Annotated in this window: 16 protein-coding genes; 15 read left to right on the forward strand and 1 reads right to left on the reverse strand. The window is 67.2% G+C overall.

Annotated features, from left to right (window positions below; translation table 11 throughout):
- Window positions 1–13: 13 nt before the first annotated feature.
- From ABFO07_RS20360 to pssA, 9 genes are all read left to right on the forward strand, one after another.
- Window positions 14–1,402 carry a Do family serine endopeptidase gene (locus tag ABFO07_RS20360; protein ID WP_347469668.1) on the forward strand — a complete coding sequence of 463 codons (1,389 nt, stop codon included), beginning with the start codon at window positions 14–16 and terminating at the stop codon, window positions 1,400–1,402.
- A 52-nt stretch (window positions 1,403–1,454) separates the two neighbouring features.
- Complete coding sequence (locus ABFO07_RS20365; protein ID WP_347469481.1) at window positions 1,455–1,919, forward strand: YbaB/EbfC family DNA-binding protein; 465 nt, start codon at window positions 1,455–1,457, stop codon at window positions 1,917–1,919.
- Window positions 1,920–2,103: 184 nt separating this feature from the next.
- Entirely contained in the window at window positions 2,104–2,376 is a 273-nt protein-coding gene (locus ABFO07_RS20370) for a hypothetical protein (RefSeq protein WP_059884127.1), read from the forward strand.
- Window positions 2,377–2,959: 583 nt separating this feature from the next.
- Complete coding sequence (locus ABFO07_RS20375; protein WP_347469482.1) at window positions 2,960–3,985, forward strand: isocyanide synthase family protein; 1,026 nt, start codon at window positions 2,960–2,962, stop codon at window positions 3,983–3,985.
- A gap of 2 nt (window positions 3,986–3,987) precedes the next feature.
- Window positions 3,988–4,824 (forward strand): TauD/TfdA dioxygenase family protein, encoded by an 837-nt coding sequence (locus ABFO07_RS20380; RefSeq protein ID WP_059805063.1) that lies wholly within the window; start codon window positions 3,988–3,990, stop codon window positions 4,822–4,824.
- Window positions 4,821–6,272 carry an FAD-binding protein gene (locus tag ABFO07_RS20385; protein ID WP_347469483.1) on the forward strand — a complete coding sequence of 484 codons (1,452 nt, stop codon included), beginning with the start codon at window positions 4,821–4,823 and terminating at the stop codon, window positions 6,270–6,272. The genes ABFO07_RS20380 and ABFO07_RS20385 overlap by 4 nt, the downstream gene beginning before the upstream one ends.
- Window positions 6,254–6,733 carry a type 6 secretion system effector deamidase TecA gene (tecA, locus tag ABFO07_RS20390; protein ID WP_059884130.1) on the forward strand — a complete coding sequence of 160 codons (480 nt, stop codon included), beginning with the start codon at window positions 6,254–6,256 and terminating at the stop codon, window positions 6,731–6,733. The genes ABFO07_RS20385 and tecA overlap by 19 nt, the downstream gene beginning before the upstream one ends.
- Before the next feature lie 262 nt (window positions 6,734–6,995).
- The gene (locus tag ABFO07_RS20395; protein ID WP_059804890.1) at window positions 6,996–7,949 is read left to right on the forward strand and encodes an IclR family transcriptional regulator; all 954 of its coding nucleotides are present in this window, start codon (window positions 6,996–6,998) and stop codon (window positions 7,947–7,949) included.
- A gap of 131 nt (window positions 7,950–8,080) precedes the next feature.
- Window positions 8,081–8,707, forward strand: coding sequence for a CDP-diacylglycerol--serine O-phosphatidyltransferase (gene pssA / locus ABFO07_RS20400; protein ID WP_059884131.1), 627 nt, complete (start codon window positions 8,081–8,083; stop codon window positions 8,705–8,707).
- A gap of 46 nt (window positions 8,708–8,753) precedes the next feature.
- On the opposite strand, the gene ABFO07_RS20405 is transcribed toward pssA, so the two are convergent.
- Window positions 8,754–9,833, reverse strand: coding sequence for a porin (locus ABFO07_RS20405; RefSeq protein ID WP_124491228.1), 1,080 nt, complete (start codon window positions 9,831–9,833; stop codon window positions 8,754–8,756).
- Between the two features lie 441 nt (window positions 9,834–10,274).
- Between ABFO07_RS20405 and ABFO07_RS20410 the strand changes: the two genes are divergently transcribed.
- The 6 genes from ABFO07_RS20410 to ABFO07_RS20435 are packed head-to-tail and all read left to right on the forward strand — an operon-like array spanning window position 10,275 to window position 14,293.
- Window positions 10,275–10,592 (forward strand): non-heme iron oxygenase ferredoxin subunit, encoded by a 318-nt coding sequence (locus tag ABFO07_RS20410; RefSeq protein ID WP_017329029.1) that lies wholly within the window; start codon window positions 10,275–10,277, stop codon window positions 10,590–10,592.
- Window positions 10,593–10,595: 3 nt separating this feature from the next.
- Window positions 10,596–10,907, forward strand: coding sequence for a recombinase-like helix-turn-helix domain-containing protein (locus ABFO07_RS20415; protein ID WP_059804895.1), 312 nt, complete (start codon window positions 10,596–10,598; stop codon window positions 10,905–10,907).
- A gap of 55 nt (window positions 10,908–10,962) precedes the next feature.
- Window positions 10,963–12,039 carry an aromatic ring-hydroxylating dioxygenase subunit alpha gene (locus ABFO07_RS20420; protein WP_347469484.1) on the forward strand — a complete coding sequence of 359 codons (1,077 nt, stop codon included), beginning with the start codon at window positions 10,963–10,965 and terminating at the stop codon, window positions 12,037–12,039.
- Complete coding sequence (locus ABFO07_RS20425; protein WP_347469485.1) at window positions 12,032–12,802, forward strand: SDR family oxidoreductase; 771 nt, start codon at window positions 12,032–12,034, stop codon at window positions 12,800–12,802. The genes ABFO07_RS20420 and ABFO07_RS20425 overlap by 8 nt, the downstream gene beginning before the upstream one ends.
- 33 nt (window positions 12,803–12,835) lie before the next feature.
- Window positions 12,836–13,363 carry a cupin domain-containing protein gene (locus ABFO07_RS20430; protein WP_059563106.1) on the forward strand — a complete coding sequence of 176 codons (528 nt, stop codon included), beginning with the start codon at window positions 12,836–12,838 and terminating at the stop codon, window positions 13,361–13,363.
- 18 nt (window positions 13,364–13,381) lie between these two features.
- Complete coding sequence (locus tag ABFO07_RS20435; protein ID WP_060148473.1) at window positions 13,382–14,293, forward strand: alpha/beta fold hydrolase; 912 nt, start codon at window positions 13,382–13,384, stop codon at window positions 14,291–14,293.
- Window positions 14,294–14,394 lie beyond the last annotated feature (101 nt).

Raw genomic sequence — 14,394 nt, forward strand, 5'->3', positions numbered from 1 at the left:
TATCTGCAGACAGATGGCCGTGCTGCTCGCGATGCTGGGTGCGATGGTGCTGACCGGCGCGGGCGTGGGCGCGGCGTCGGCCGCCGAGCGGCCGGTTCAGGCACCGGCGATCACCGGTGCGGCGCTGCCGAACTTCGCCGCACTGGTCAAGGGGTATGGCGCGGCAGTCGTCAACATCAGCGTCACGCGCGAGGTGGCGCAGATGGGCATCCAGTTGCCGCCCGGCATCGCGCCGGACAATCCGCTCGCGCCGTTTCTCGCGCGCCGCGTGATCGGCAACCGCGAGGAAGTGAGCCTCGGCTCGGGCTTCATCGTCGGCGCGGACGGCATCATCCTGACGAACCGGCACGTGGTCGCCGACGCGGCCGCGGTCGACGTGAAGCTGACCGACAAGCGCGAGTTCCGGGGCCGCGTGATCGGCAGCGACCCGGTGTCCGACGTCGCGGTGATCCGGATCGACGCGCGCAACCTGCCGACGGTCGTGACCGGCGACCCGGCGCGCACCGAGGTCGGCGACTGGGTGATGGCGATCGGCTCGCCATACGGGTTCGCGAACACCGTCACGCAGGGCATCGTCAGCGCGAAGTCGCGCGCGCTGCCCGGCGAGCGCGCGATCCCGTTCATCCAGACCGACGTGCCGATCAACCCCGGCAACTCGGGCGGCCCGCTGTTCGACCTGAACGGCCGCGTGATCGCGATCAATTCGATGATCTATTCGAAGACCGGCGGCTACCAGGGGCTCGCGTTCGCGATCCCGATCGACATCGCGCTCGACGTGAAGGACCAGTTGCTGCAGACCGGCAAGGTCACGCGCGGGCGGCTGGGCGTCGCGCTGCAGGAAGTGAGCCAGGCGCTCGCGCGCTCGTTCGGCCTGCGCCATTCCGACGGCGCGCTGATCACGATGGTCGAACCCGGCGGCCCCGGCGCGCAGGCCGGCCTGCAGGCCGGTGACGTGGTGCTCGCGATCGACGGCAAGACGGTCGCGGATTCCGCGGACCTGCTCGGCACCGTCGCGGGCATGCGGCCGGGGCGCGTGGCCGATCTGCTGGTGTGGCGCGCGGGGCGCGCGAGCCATCTGCAGGCGACGGTGGGGGCGTTCGACAGCGGCGACGCGCCGGGCGGCGAGGCGCAGGGGCTCGCGCGCTTCGGGCTCGCGCTGCGTCCGGCGAACGAGCAGGAGCGGCGGCAGCTCGGCGTGAGCCAGGGGCTCGTGATCGAGCAGGCGAGCGGCGCGGCCGCGCGGGCGGGGCTCAGGGCAGGCGACGTGGTGCTGTCGGTGAACGGCGCGCCGGTGGCGAACGCCGGCGCGCTGGTCGGCGAGATCGAACGCGCGCGCGGCACGGCCGCACTGCTCGTGCAGCGCGGCGGCACGCGCCTGTATGTGGCCGTGGAACCGGGGTGAGCGCGGTGGCGCATGGCGCGTCGCGGAAACGGACGGAGAGGCGAACATCCTCATGAAACGAAACCCGCGCATGAGCGCATTGGGCTGGGGTGCGGCGCTCGTCGTCGCGTGGACGCTCGCGGCGGGCGCGCCCGCGCGCGCGCAGACCGCCGACGTGCCGCAGCCGTGGATTGCCTACGCGCAGCGCGTCGGGCGGCAGTTCCAGGGCTGGCTCGAAGCCGACGGCGACGCCGCCGACCGGTTGCACCGGTCGCTCGAGGCACGCGTGCTGAACGCGCGCGCCGATGCGCCGCCGCCCGCGATCGTCGTGCGCGCGTGGATCGGCGCGAATGGAACCGTCACGCGCGTCGAATTCGACCCGCTCGGCGATGCGGGCGCGGATGCCGCGCTGCGGCAGCTGTTGACCGCAGGCCCGCTGGCGGAGCCGCCGCCGCCCGGCATGCGCCAGCCGCTGCGCGTGCGTTTGCGTCTCGCGCCGAATCCGGATGCGACGGCTGCTGTGTCGGGCGCGCCGTGAGCGACCGGTGCGCACCGCTCGTGAGCGCGGCGCGGGCGCGACGAATGCGGCCGCCCGTCGCCGCATCCAGGACCGCTGCAGCCGCACGCGGCGCGCGCGGCGACATTCGAAGCGGGGATCCGGTGCGGCGAGTGACCGACATCGGCAAGCGGCGCGCGCGGCGCGGGCCGTCCGGAGCGGCGCGATGATGATCGTGCTGATCCTGGTCGTGCCGGCGATCGCCGCGTTGTTCGGCTTCGCCGCGCATGTGGACGCGCTGACCGGCCGGATCGGCCCGCAGCCTGCGCGGGCGCAGCTCGAACGCTTGCGCCGGGAAGTTGCTCCGGCGCGGGCGGCGCTGCGGCGCGCGTGGCAGGCGGCTTGCCGGGCGATGCGAGGCGTCGCTCGAAGCGCATGCGCGGATCACAGAAACAGTGCGCCGCGAAAGACCAACCGTATCGGCGCCGAAGTTCGATGAAGTCATCGACGGGTTCGGCGGCCGGATTCGCGGCGAGTATGGGGTCGAGATTCTCGCCGCGGTCGAAGCGAGCCGGCCGTCAATCAGTGGCGCATTTACGGCGCGTTCCTGCGGGCCAACCCGATCTTTCTGAAACGCGCGCCGTTCTGTTCAGGCCGCGATATGTTTTTGCATGAACACACTCAGCGGGTCGTTCGCATAATCGCCAAACGGGCTCCTGCGCTGATGGCCGGCCTGGAATGCAATACATGCTCTCGCCTGAACGACGAGCGCGGCGGCGCCTGTGCAGATCGTGAGCGTTTCGATCGGCCCGGGGATCCGTGCGCATGTGTCAGCAGCTCTAAATAAACATATGCACGCCATTATTCATTATTGCGTTTCAGTGGAGTCCTTTATTTCCGTTTCTCTTCTCAACTATATTTTTCGAATTTTTAATCTCGACGCAAATAATATTTAATGTTAAAAGTATCGGCGGAATTTACCAGTCTCTCGGCGAATGAAACATAGTTCGCAGAGCGAATAGGTGGAATGTCTATTTGCATCCCTTTAATCACGTCAACACGCCCTAATGTCGAGATCATCGATGCACACAGCCTTTTCCTGTACGCCCCCAGAGAAGCGCGATCTGCCCGATCAATCCATCCATACGCAAGCGACGGAGATTCTGGGGCTCGTGATGAAGCATCGCCGCATCGCGGCCCAGAACCCCTGCGAAGGCCCGCTGTGCGCGACCTGTCTTGGTCCGCATCTCGACCGGGTCATCAAGGCGATCGAGCGCGACGAGCCTGTCGTGTTCGTCCTGCCCGCTTTTCCCGCCAAATCGCCCAACCCGGACAAGGTGCTCGGCCCGACGCCGGACATGGCCGAGCGGCAGTCGCTCGCGTTTCTCAACGAACTCTGCAACCGCATCGGCGCCGTGTACGCGCCAGGGGCGCGGATCATTCTGTGCTCGGACGGCCGCGTGTTCAGCGATGCGGTCGGGATGGACGAAAGCGACGTCACCGCCTATCAACAGGGGATCTCTGCGTTGATCGAGGAGCTCGGCGCGAGCGCGCTCAGCACCTTCAACCTGGACGATGTCTTTCCCGGCAGCGGCTTCGACGAGATGCGCGCGCGCCTCATGACGAGCCACGGCCAGCCCCTCGAAGACCTGCGGGCCGCCGTCCGGGCCGGCGGCGAGGCCCGGCGCATGTACTGCGGGATCACGCGCTTTCTCGTCGAGGATGCCACCCGGCCCGACATGGACATCAGCAAGACGGCGCTGCAGAAGGAATGCCGCGAGCGCGCATACCAGGTCGTGCAGCGCAGCAAGGCATGGGACGGGCTGCTCGCGACGATCTTTCCCGATGCGGTCCGCCTGTCGATCCACCCGCAGAGCTGCGGCAGCAGGAAGATCGGCATCCACATGATGGCGACGGCGGACGGATGGCTCACGCCCTGGCACGGCGTCGCGGCCCTGGTGAACGGCAGCTTCAGGTTGCTCAAGCGGCGCGAGGCCGAGGCGGCGGGCGCGGCGCTCGTCTTTCAAAACGGACGTCCGAGCCATTACGTTCTCGATGGTTCGGCATTGCCCAATCGCAGACTCGGCGCGGCCGGGATGGAGGAATGAAGGTGAACTACGAGACCACACAGGTGACACCGTTCGGCGTGATGGTGCGGCCGGCGTCCGGCCGCGCGGACGTGCGCGAACTGCCGACCGAACGCATGCGCGAACTGGTGCGGCAACACCACTTGCTGGTGCTTCGCGGTTTCGAGACGTTCGATGGCGCCGAGGCTTTCGAGGCATATTGCGGCGGCTGGGGCGAGATCAGCGTGTGGCCGTTCGGCAAGACCCTCGAGCTGATCGAACACGAAAAGCCCGACGACCACATCTTCGACAACAACTACGTGCCGCTTCACTGGGACGGCATGTACCGGCAGCAGGTGCCGGAGTTTCAGCTATTCCACTGCGTCAGTGCGCCCGAGGCCGAGCAGGGCGGGCGCACCACGTTCTCGAACACGAAGGCCTTGCTGGAGCGGGCCGCCCCCCAGGCCCGCGCGCTCTGGAGCAAGGTGACCGGCGTCTACCATCGCAAGATGGCGTTCTACGACAGCAAGACGATTGCGCCGATCGTCACGACGCACCCGGTGAGCGGCTTTCCGGTCGTCCGCTACAACGAGCCGTCCGTCGAAGGCGACGAGAGCTTCGTCAATCGGCCGGCCCTGGCGTTCACGGGTATTGCCGAAGCCGACATCGGCGACTTTCATCGCAGCCTGCGCGCCGCGCTGTACGCGCCCGAGAACTTCTATGCGCATGCATGGCAGACCGGCGACGTGGTGATTTCGGATAACTACACGCTGCTCCATGGTCGCGAAGGGTTCACGAGCGGCGCGCCGCGACATCTTCGCCGCGTGCACGTGCTCGGCAACCCGCCGCTCGACAATCCTCACCTGGTGGCATACGCATGAGCGCGCGGGAGGTGGACGTCGTCATCGTCGGCGCGGGCCCCGTGGGGCTGCTGTGCGCGTACCTGGGGCAGTTGTGCAATCTGCGCACGCTGGTCGTCGACAAATCGGCGGCGCCGCTGCAGGTGGGGCGGGCCGATGCGCTCAATGCGCGCACCTTGCAGCTGCTCGAGATCGTCGACCTGTTCGACGACCTCTATCCGCAGGGGAAGCCTTGCAACACCAGCTCGGTGTGGGCGGGGGGCAAGTTCGTTTCGCGTCAGTCGACGTGGTGGGAAGCGCTGGAAGGCTGCTTTCACAAGCATTTCCTGATGCTGGGGCAGTCGTTCGTCGAGCAGTTGCTGGACGAGAAGCTCGAGGCGCTGGATGCCGCGGTACGGCGCAACACGTCCGTCACCGATATCCAGGTTACCGACGATGGATGCACGACGACGCTGTCGACCGGCGAGACCGTCACGTCCAGGTTCGTGATCGGCGCGGACGGCTCACGTTCGTTCGTGCGCGACCTGTTCAACGTTCCGTTCGAGGTGACGCGGCCGCAATTGGTCTGGGCGGTGCTGGATGGCGTGATCGAGACCGACTTCGAGAAGGTGCCGGAAATCATCGTCTTTCAGGCGGAGACCTCCGACGTGGCGTGGATTCCACGCGAAGGGAATCTCGACCGCTTTTACGTTCGCATGGATACGAAGGATTTCACGGTCGAACAGGCGGTCGCGAAGATCAATCGCGCGATGCAGCCGCACGCGCTGCGCTTCAAGGAACTCGTCTGGTTCTCGCAGTTCTCGGTGAAGGAATCGGTGGCCGAGCACTATGCGATTGCCGACAAGGTCTTTCTGGCTGGCGATGCGTGCCACATTCACTCGGTGAATGGCGGTCAGGGCTTGAACACCGGCCTGGCGGATGCCTTCAACCTCATGTGGAAGATGAGCATGGTGCTGGGCATGGGCGCACCGACGGCGCTGCTGCGCACCTACGAGCAGGAGCGCAAGCCGGTGGCCATGGGCGTGGTCGAGACGTCCAGCGCGCTCGTGCGTTCCACCAAGTACTCCGAGGCGGGAACGCACGCGGATGACTACGTCAGGATCGTCGAGAAAAGAGCCGGCTACATCACGGGAATGGGCATTCGCTACGGCGAGCACGCGCTGCACGGCACGCGCTTGCCCGATTTCATGGTCCGCAACGAGGGGGCGCAGGCGGATACGCGCATCTACTCGCTGCTGGACTACCGGTTTTTTACGCTTCTCATTTTTGGCGACTGCAAGTTGCCCCTGGATCTGCCGGCATTCGTCAAAGTGATCCGGATTCGAGAAGCGAAGAGCCCGTATGCGGATCGAATAATCCTGGTTCGCCCCGATTCGTACATCGCCGCGTCTTCTGCTCTTGACGATGTCTCTCCGATCACTTCCTATTTCGAATCGCAAGGGATCCGACCATGGAACTCACTCAATTAGGCTCGCATGTCGCCCAACTGGGTTTTGCCGAAAGGCAGAAGCACGCGCAGGCATTGCTGTATGGCATGGCCAACATCGCCGAATACGTTCCCAGGGGTGTCTGCTACGATGCCGCCGCCTTCGTGAGATACCTGTTGCAAGGTCACGGTTTGATCACGCCGGGCATGCTGCTCGACACGACGGGCCAGCACTGGCGGCCGCGGTTCAACTTCGAGGCCGGCAGTCAATGGGACGGGCGGGGCAGCATTGCGGCGGGAACCGCGGTCGGCTTCTCGCGGGGCGGCAATGTCTTTCATGCCGCGATCGCCGTCGGCGGCACCCGGATCCGGGCCGTAAACGGCGGGCGTCTGGGGAGCGGATGGTTGTTGCCGGTAGACCTCGCGCGCGTGCTTGCTCCCGGTGACGACGGCACCTTCTTGTACGACAGGACGAACATTCGGGTACATCTGTCGCGCCTGTAAATGACCGGGTGAACCGGCGTCGAACCGGCGACGGGCCGAGCCGCGTCCACCCGTCGTCCGGCGATATCCGTATGGCGTCTCGCCGCCTATCGCTGATATCCTCTCGATCGTGTCTGACTATTCAATGGATCGTGGATGCGCATGCCGCGCCCCGGCGGTGCCCGTGGGTGCAAACTGGCGGCGCGCGCTGAGGTAGCATGACCGAATCTCCACGCTGATCCATGACCTGTTTCGTGATCGATTTCCTTCCGTCCATGTCCACATGGCCAAGACTACGATGAGTGGCGCGACCAAACCTCCTGCCGCGAAGGCGCGGCCGTCACGCCGGGCCGCGGCCGAGGGCGACGCGCCGGAACCCGTCGCGGCCGGCGACGACGAAGCGCCCGGCGGCGCGTCGTCCTACCTCGTGCCGGGCCTCGAGCGCGGCCTGCGGATTCTCGCCGAGTTCTCCGCGCGCGAGCCGGTGCTCGGCGCGCCCGAGCTGTCGAAGCGCATCGGCATTCCGCGCACGACCACGTTCCGCCTGCTGCAGACGCTCGAAGCGCTCGGTTTCCTCGAACGCGTGAACGGCGACCGGCACTTCCGGCTCGGCGTCGGCGTGCTGCGGCTCGGCTTCGAATACCTGAACTCGCTCGAACTGACCGATCTCGGCACGCCGGTGCTCGAACGGCTGCGCGACACGACCGGCCTGTCGACGCACCTGCTGATTCGCGACCAGCGCGACGTCGTGTTCGTCGCGAAGGCGCAGAGCAACGCGTCGATGTTCGGCTCGGTGAAGGTGCACGTCGGCACGCGGCTGCCCGCGCACGCGACCGTGCACGGCCACGTGCTGATGGGCGACCTGACGCGCGACGCGCTGCGCCAGCTCTACCCGGAAAAGCGCCTCGAGCAGTTCACCGAGCGCACGCCGGGCACGGTCGACGAGCTATACGAACGCGTGCGCCACTATGCGCGGCTCGGCTATGCGGTGAGCGAGGCCGCGTTCGAAGCCGGCATCTCGGCCGTGACCGCGCCGGTGCGCGACCATTCGGGCTCGATCGTCGCGGCGATCACCGCGACGGTGCCGCGCTCGGAGATCGGCGAGGCCGGCGAGAAGGAGCGCCTCGTCGAGGCCGTCTGCGGCGCGGCGGTCGACCTGTCGCAACGGCTCAACTATCGTCCGCTCGAAAGCGATCCGACGTTCGCGCACGCGCGCCACAAGGTCGCGATGTTCTGACGCGCGGCCGGCGTGGCGCTCCGTGGAAATGTCCTGATACACGGGCGACTCGGCGAAGCGGCGCGACGCCGCCTCGTCGGGGAGCGACATCGGCAGCACCTTGTGCCTGCCCCCATTCTCCCGACAGATAGATGAACAAGACCAAACCCGTCCGACGTTTCTCGATGATCCGGGAATTCCACCTGGCCGACTGGTTCACGCTCGGCAACGCCGTCTGCGGCACTAGCGCCATTTTCTCGATCATCTCGTACATCGCCACCGAAGACGTGCGGCACGTGTACTACGCGGCCGGGCTGATCGTCGCCGCGCTGATCTTCGACATCCTCGACGGCAGGATCGCGCGCTGGCGGCAGAAGTCGTCGGTGCTCGGCCGCGAGCTCGACTCGCTCGCCGACGTCATTTCGTTCGGCGTCGCGCCGGCCGTCATCGGCTACGGGTGCGGGATGCGGGGCATGGTCGACCGCGTCCTGCTGGTCTACTTCGTCGCATGCGGCGTGTCGCGGCTCGCGCGCTACAACGTGACGGCGGAGGCGCTGTCGCAGGAGGCCGGCAAGGTGACGTACTTCGAGGGCACGCCGATTCCGACTTCGATCGTCATCGTGCTGATGCTGGCCGTCGCCACCTATTGCGGCGGGATCGGCCCGACCATGTGGCTCGGCGAGATCGCGACGCGCGTCGGCGTGTTTCATCCGCTGGCGCTGGTGTTCGGCCTGTCGGGTTCGCTGATGATCAGCCGGATTCGCATTCCGAAACTCTGAGCGCCGGTCGCACGGGCGCGCGCCCGTGCGACGCACCGTCACCGCGTCAGAACGAGTGGTGGATCCCGGCCAGCACGACGACCTGGTTCGCCGTGCTCGACACGCCGGCCGTGAAGAACGCCGCCTTCGCGCCGCCCGTGCCGTGTTCGACCAGCACGTTCGCATAGAGCTGCGTGCGCTTCGACAGCGCATAGATGTCGCCGAGCTCGAGCTGCGTCCAGCGCCGGCCCGCCAGCGTCGACGTGGCCGCGCCGCCCGCGATCGTGTTGAACGCGCTGGTGCGGTAGTTCACGCCGGCGTCGTAGCTCTGGAACGTATCCGAGAAGCCGTTCGACTGCAGCTTCACGCGCGTGTAGAGCCCGTGCACGAGGAAGTCGCCGAACTGGTACGACGCGCCCGCGCCGATGTTCTCCATCTTGCTCGCGAGATAGCCGTTCGCGGTGTTCTGCCCCTGGAAGCGCGTGATCCCCGTCTGGCTGATCAGCACCGAGCGGTCGTGCTCGCTCGAATAGACGGCCGACGCCTTGAACGGCCCGTTCGCATAGTTCAGCGCGACGCCCACCGATTTGCCGGTCGAGAAGTTCGTCGTGTTGCCGAGCGCCAGCACGGCGGCGGCGCTGAAGCCCGCGAAACTCGGTGAGCGGTACTTGATCGCGTTGTTGTACGGCACGTTGCCGGTCGCGGCGAGCCCGTCGATGTTGCCCGGGTGGAACGCGAACCAGCTCGCCGCGAGGTAGGCGGTGCTGAGCGGGTCGAGATAGTCGAAGGTCAGCGGCGTCTGGCGGCCGAGCGTCAGCGTGCCGTAGCGCGTGGAATCGATGCCGACCCACGCGGCGCGGTTCCAGATCGTGTTCGCGGTCGCGAACTGGCCATTGTTCGTATAGAAGCCGTTCTCGAGCTGGAAGATCGCCGACAGGCCGCCGCCCAGGTCTTCCTTGCCCTTCAGGCCCCAGCGATCGGGCTGGGTGTTGCCCTGGATCATCGCCCACTTCGCGTGGCCGCCGACGTTGTTCACGTAGGCGACGCCCGCATCCGTACTCCCGTACAGCGTCACGCTGCTCTGCGCCCACGCGCCCGACACGGCGCCGATTCCGACCACCGCGGCTGCTACCGCATGCTTGACCATTGGATCTCCTTCCTGAGTCTCACTCGAATGAAAAACGGGCCGTGGCGGCGCGCGAACGGGACGACCTGCCGGCTCCGCGCATTCCACTGCTGGCTGGGCATTTGTGTGTTCCATACAAGGAACAATGTGCCTCTGGTGGAATGAAGTATAGGACCGGGCCAAGCATGGAAAAAAATAAATTTTTCGGGTCGGAGCGGCATGCCTGCCGGGCCGCAGGCATCGCGCGGGATCCATCGAAAACGGAATAACTCCCCGGTATATAAGAAGAAATCCGCATCGGCGAGATTGGGTCGGACGATTTCGGACCCGGCGGTCGGTGTTTTCCCTAGGACATGCAGCTTTTTATTCTTCTCCCGGAAAGTCGCTCCTATAATCACCATCCATAAACTGCTGTTCCGGGTATGGAACAAACCAAGCGTCGATCAGAAGGAAGGGTGTGAGATGTCTGAACAATGGATTTGCGCCGGGCACGCCGGCGCGCTGTCGGAGGACACGCCGATCGAGTTCAAGCGGACCGACGGCGTCGAAATCGGGATCTACCGCGTCGGCGACGAGGTGTATGCGCTCGAGAACGTGTGCCCCCATGCATACGCGCTGCTGACGCAGGGCTTCGTCGACGACGGCACGGTCGAATGCCCGCTGCACGAAGCCGTGTTCGATATCCGGACGGGCCAGTGCCTGAAGGGGCCGGGCGGCCGCGCGCTGAAGCAGTACGCGGTGCGCCTCGCCGGCGAGGAAATCCAGATCAAGGTGGAGTGACTGATGAAAGAAGCGACCGTGAACTTCAATCCCTTCCTGAAGCCGTGGGTGGCGCCGCAGCCGAACAACGTCGCGGGCAAGGGGCAGATCGAGATCCCGGGCCAGGTCGAGAACCGCGTGTGGCAGAACCGCAAGGCCGAGCCGACGCAGTACGAGAACGATCTCGGCGACGCGCTCGAACGCGTGTTCGAGGCCGGCGCGACCGAGCTGGACGACGTCGTCGCGGGCCTGAACCGCATCGGTTTCCGCACGCCGGACGGCGCGCCGTGGACGGCCGAGCGCTTCCGCGCCGAGCTGGCCGCGCTGGCGGAATGAGCGCGCCGCGCGCGTGACCCGCCGACCCGACGACAACCGAATCCGGAGCCCACTGATGACGTCCCCCGCACAACCCGCATCCCAACACGACCCGGTCCGCGCCTATCTCGACCGCGGCATCAAGAACTACTGGTATCCCGTCGCGCCGAGCTGGCAGGTGTCGAACGCGCCCGTCGGCCTCACGCGCCTGTCCGAGCAGATCGTGCTGTGGCGCGACCACCAAGGGCAGGTGCATGCGCTCGAGGATCGCTGCCCGCACCGCGGCGCGCGCCTGTCGCTCGGCTGGAACCTCGGCGGCAACCTCGCGTGCTGGTATCACGGCGTCGAGGTCGACGGCAGCGGCACGGTCAACCGCGTGCCGGCCGTGTCGAACTGTCCGCTCGAAGGCACGAAGTGCGTGAAGTCGTATCCCGTGCAGGAAAAGGCCAGCGCGATCTTCCTGTGGTTCGGCGACGATGCGCATGCCGAGCCGGCGCCGCTGAACCTGCCCGAGGAACTCGTCGCCGACGAATACGCGCATTTCCTGTGCGTGTCGAACTGGACCTGCAATTACCAGTACGCGATCGACAACGTGATGGACCCGATGCACGGCGCGTACCTGCACGCGACGTCGCACTCGATGGCCGAAGGCGACAAGCAGGCCGAGATGCGCGTGCGCAAGACGGAAACGGGCCTGATGTTCGAGAAGATCGGCCAGCGCGACGTGAACTTCGACTGGGTCGAGCTCGGCGAGACGGGCTGCCTGTGGATGCGCCTCGCGATTCCGTACAAGCAGAAGTTCGGCCCGGGCGGCAACTTCGGGATCATCGGCTTCGCGACGCCGGTCGACGACGACCACTGCCAGGTGTACTTCTGGCGCACCCGCAAGGTCAGCGGCTGGCAGCGCGACGTGTGGCGCTTCATGTACCGCAACCGTCTCGAGGGCCTGCACTGGGACGTGCTCGAGCAGGACCGCTACGTGCTCGAAAGCCTCGCGCCGAACGCGCGCGACCACGAATACCTGTACCAGCACGACGTCGGCATCACGCGCGTGCGGCGGATGCTGCGCCAGCGCGCGCAGGAACACCTGTCCGCGCTCGACGCGTATCGCGCCGCGCAACAGCCGGCCGCTACGGAGCAGGCTCATGGCTGAGCGCGCATCCGTGGTGTCGCTCGCCGGCCGGCGCGTGCTCGTCACGGGCGGCGCGCGCGGTCTCGGCGCGGCGTTCGTGAAGACGCTCGTCGCCACCGGCGCGCAGGTCGCGTTCGGCGACGTGCTGGCCGACGACGGCCGCGCGCTCGCCGCGCAACTCGCGCAGCAGGGCCATGCCGCGCATTTCTTCGCGCTCGACCTCGCCGATCCGGCCAGCGTCCATGCGTTCGTCGCGCAGGGCGCGGCGGCGCTCGGCGGCGTCGACGGCCTGATCAACAACGCGGCGATCACGAACTCGGGCGGCCGGCTGTCGACGGAACTCGACGTCGCGACCTGGGACGCGGTGATGAACGTGAACGTGCGCGGCCTGTGGCTCGCGAGCAATGCGGCGCTGCCGTACCTCGCGCAGTCGGGGCGCGGCGCGATCGTGAACCTCGCGTCGGACACCGCGCTGTGGGGCGCGCCGAAGCTGCTCGCGTACGTCGCGAGCAAGGGCGCGGTGATCGCGATGACGCATGCGCAGGCGCGCGAATTCGGCGCGCACGGCGTGACGGTCAATGCGATCGCACCGGGCCTCACCGAAGTCGAGGCCACCGCCTACGTGCCGGCCGAGCGCCACGCGTATTACCAGCAGGGCCGCGCGCTGACGCGCGCGCAGGTGCCCGACGACGTGACGGGCCCGGTGCTGTTCCTGCTGTCCGATGCCGCGCGCTTCGTGACGGGTCAATTGCTGCCGGTGAACGGCGGCTTCGTAATGAACTGATTTTCACTCTGAATCCGAATGAAGGAGATGACGATGGCGGACGCCGATCTCGATCGCAAATCGTGGGACCAGCCGGAAGGCGCAAGCTTTGGCGACTGGATGGAAGGGCGCGTCGCGCGCTACGCGACGCGGCGCTACGACTGGGATGCGCTGAAGTTCCAGGCCGACTACGACCCGAAGTACCGCCGCGCGCAGATGCGCTACGTCGGCACGGGCGGCACGGGCGTCGCGAAGGACGTCAATACGGTGCCGGCCGGCAACTTCACGTTCTCCACGATGGTGATCCCGGCCGGCAACATCGGCCCGAGCCACATCCACATCGACGTCGAGGAAATCTTCTTCGTGCTGCGCGGCAAGATGAAGGTGATCTGCGAGCGCGACGGCGAGACCTGGGAAGCGATCCTCGGCGAGCGCGACCTGATCTCGGTGCCGCCGGGCGTGTATCGCACGGAAATCAACATCGGCGAGGAAGACGCGCTGATGTGCGTGATGCTCGGTTCGTCGAAGCCGATCACGCCGACGTATCCGCCGGATTCGCCGCTCGCGAAGATCAAGCGTTGAGCGCAGACAGGTGAAGCGATGAGTGTCATCGACAAACGTGAAAGCGAGCGCGTCGCCGCCTTCGCGACGCTGCTCGAGCGGTTCCCCGAGCAGCGCTCGCCGGCCGGCGCGGCGGGCACGATCGGCTACCGCGAGGCCGGCGCGCAGCATGCCGGCCACACCTTGGCCGGCCGCGCGCACCCCGTCGTGCTGCTGCACGGGATCGGCTCGGGCGCCGCGTCGTGGGTGCGCCAGCTCGATGCGCTTGGCGCTTCGCGGCGCGTGCTCGCGTGGGACGCGCCGGGCTACGGCGCATCGACGCCCGTGCGCGGCGCGTCGCCGGTGGCCGCCGACTATGCGGCGGCGCTCGGCGCGTGGCTCGATGCGCTCGGCATCGAACGCTGCGTGCTGGTCGGCCATTCGCTCGGCGCGATCGTCGCGGGCGGCTTCGCCCGCGCGCTGCCGGCGCGCGTCGCCGGGCTGCTGCTGATCTCGCCCGCGGGCGGCTACGGCAGCGCGCCCGCCGAGACGCGCGACGCGCGCCGCGACGCGCGGCTCGCGATGCTGGCCGAACTCGGCCCGGCCGGGCTCGCGGCGCAGCGCAGCGCCAACATGCTGTCCGGCAACGCGAGCGAGGACGCGCGCGCATGGGTGCGCTGGAACATGGCGCGCATCGTGCCGGCCGGCTATGCGCAGGCGACGCACCTGCTCGCGAACGCCGATCTCGCTTCGGATCTCGCCGGTTTTCGCGGCCGCACGGCGGTGGCCGTCGGCGCGAGCGACGCGATCACGCCGCCCGCGGCATGCGAGCGGATCGCGGCGGCCGCGCACGTCGGGCTGCAGGTGATTCCGCAGGCCGGGCATGCCGGTTACGTGGAAGCGCCGGCCGCTTATACGGCATTGATCGACATGTTCTGCCGTCAATGCGACCAGCAGCGGGGGATGAGATGAACGACCCCTACGTTCACTTGCTTTGCATGGGGCCGGAATACGCGCTAAAGCGCCACGCCGGATCGACACGTTCACGGCCCCCCGAGGGGGCGGCTGCCGCC

Source organism: Burkholderia stagnalis (assembly GCF_039848545.1).
GTDB classification, from domain to species: domain Bacteria; phylum Pseudomonadota; class Gammaproteobacteria; order Burkholderiales; family Burkholderiaceae; genus Burkholderia; species Burkholderia stagnalis.

Excerpts from the sequence above, each read along its gene's own strand:
- ABFO07_RS20360 (WP_347469668.1), top strand. The coding sequence starts at position 14 with ATGGCCGTGCTGCTCGCGATGCTGGGTGCGATGGTGCTGACCGGCGCG.
- ABFO07_RS20365 (WP_347469481.1), top strand. The coding sequence starts at position 1,455 with ATGAAACGAAACCCGCGCATGAGCGCATTGGGCTGGGGTGCGGCGCTC.
- ABFO07_RS20370 (WP_059884127.1), top strand. The coding sequence starts at position 2,104 with ATGATGATCGTGCTGATCCTGGTCGTGCCGGCGATCGCCGCGTTGTTC.
- ABFO07_RS20375 (WP_347469482.1), top strand. The coding sequence starts at position 2,960 with ATGCACACAGCCTTTTCCTGTACGCCCCCAGAGAAGCGCGATCTGCCC.
- ABFO07_RS20385 (WP_347469483.1), top strand. The coding sequence starts at position 4,821 with ATGAGCGCGCGGGAGGTGGACGTCGTCATCGTCGGCGCGGGCCCCGTG.
- tecA (WP_059884130.1), top strand. The coding sequence starts at position 6,254 with ATGGAACTCACTCAATTAGGCTCGCATGTCGCCCAACTGGGTTTTGCC.
- ABFO07_RS20395 (WP_059804890.1), top strand. The coding sequence starts at position 6,996 with ATGGCCAAGACTACGATGAGTGGCGCGACCAAACCTCCTGCCGCGAAG.
- pssA (WP_059884131.1), top strand. The coding sequence starts at position 8,081 with ATGAACAAGACCAAACCCGTCCGACGTTTCTCGATGATCCGGGAATTC.
- ABFO07_RS20405 (WP_124491228.1), bottom strand. The coding sequence starts at position 9,833 with ATGGTCAAGCATGCGGTAGCAGCCGCGGTGGTCGGAATCGGCGCCGTG.
- ABFO07_RS20410 (WP_017329029.1), top strand. The coding sequence starts at position 10,275 with ATGTCTGAACAATGGATTTGCGCCGGGCACGCCGGCGCGCTGTCGGAG.
- ABFO07_RS20415 (WP_059804895.1), top strand. The coding sequence starts at position 10,596 with ATGAAAGAAGCGACCGTGAACTTCAATCCCTTCCTGAAGCCGTGGGTG.
- ABFO07_RS20420 (WP_347469484.1), top strand. The coding sequence starts at position 10,963 with ATGACGTCCCCCGCACAACCCGCATCCCAACACGACCCGGTCCGCGCC.
- ABFO07_RS20425 (WP_347469485.1), top strand. The coding sequence starts at position 12,032 with ATGGCTGAGCGCGCATCCGTGGTGTCGCTCGCCGGCCGGCGCGTGCTC.
- ABFO07_RS20430 (WP_059563106.1), top strand. The coding sequence starts at position 12,836 with ATGGCGGACGCCGATCTCGATCGCAAATCGTGGGACCAGCCGGAAGGC.
- ABFO07_RS20435 (WP_060148473.1), top strand. The coding sequence starts at position 13,382 with ATGAGTGTCATCGACAAACGTGAAAGCGAGCGCGTCGCCGCCTTCGCG.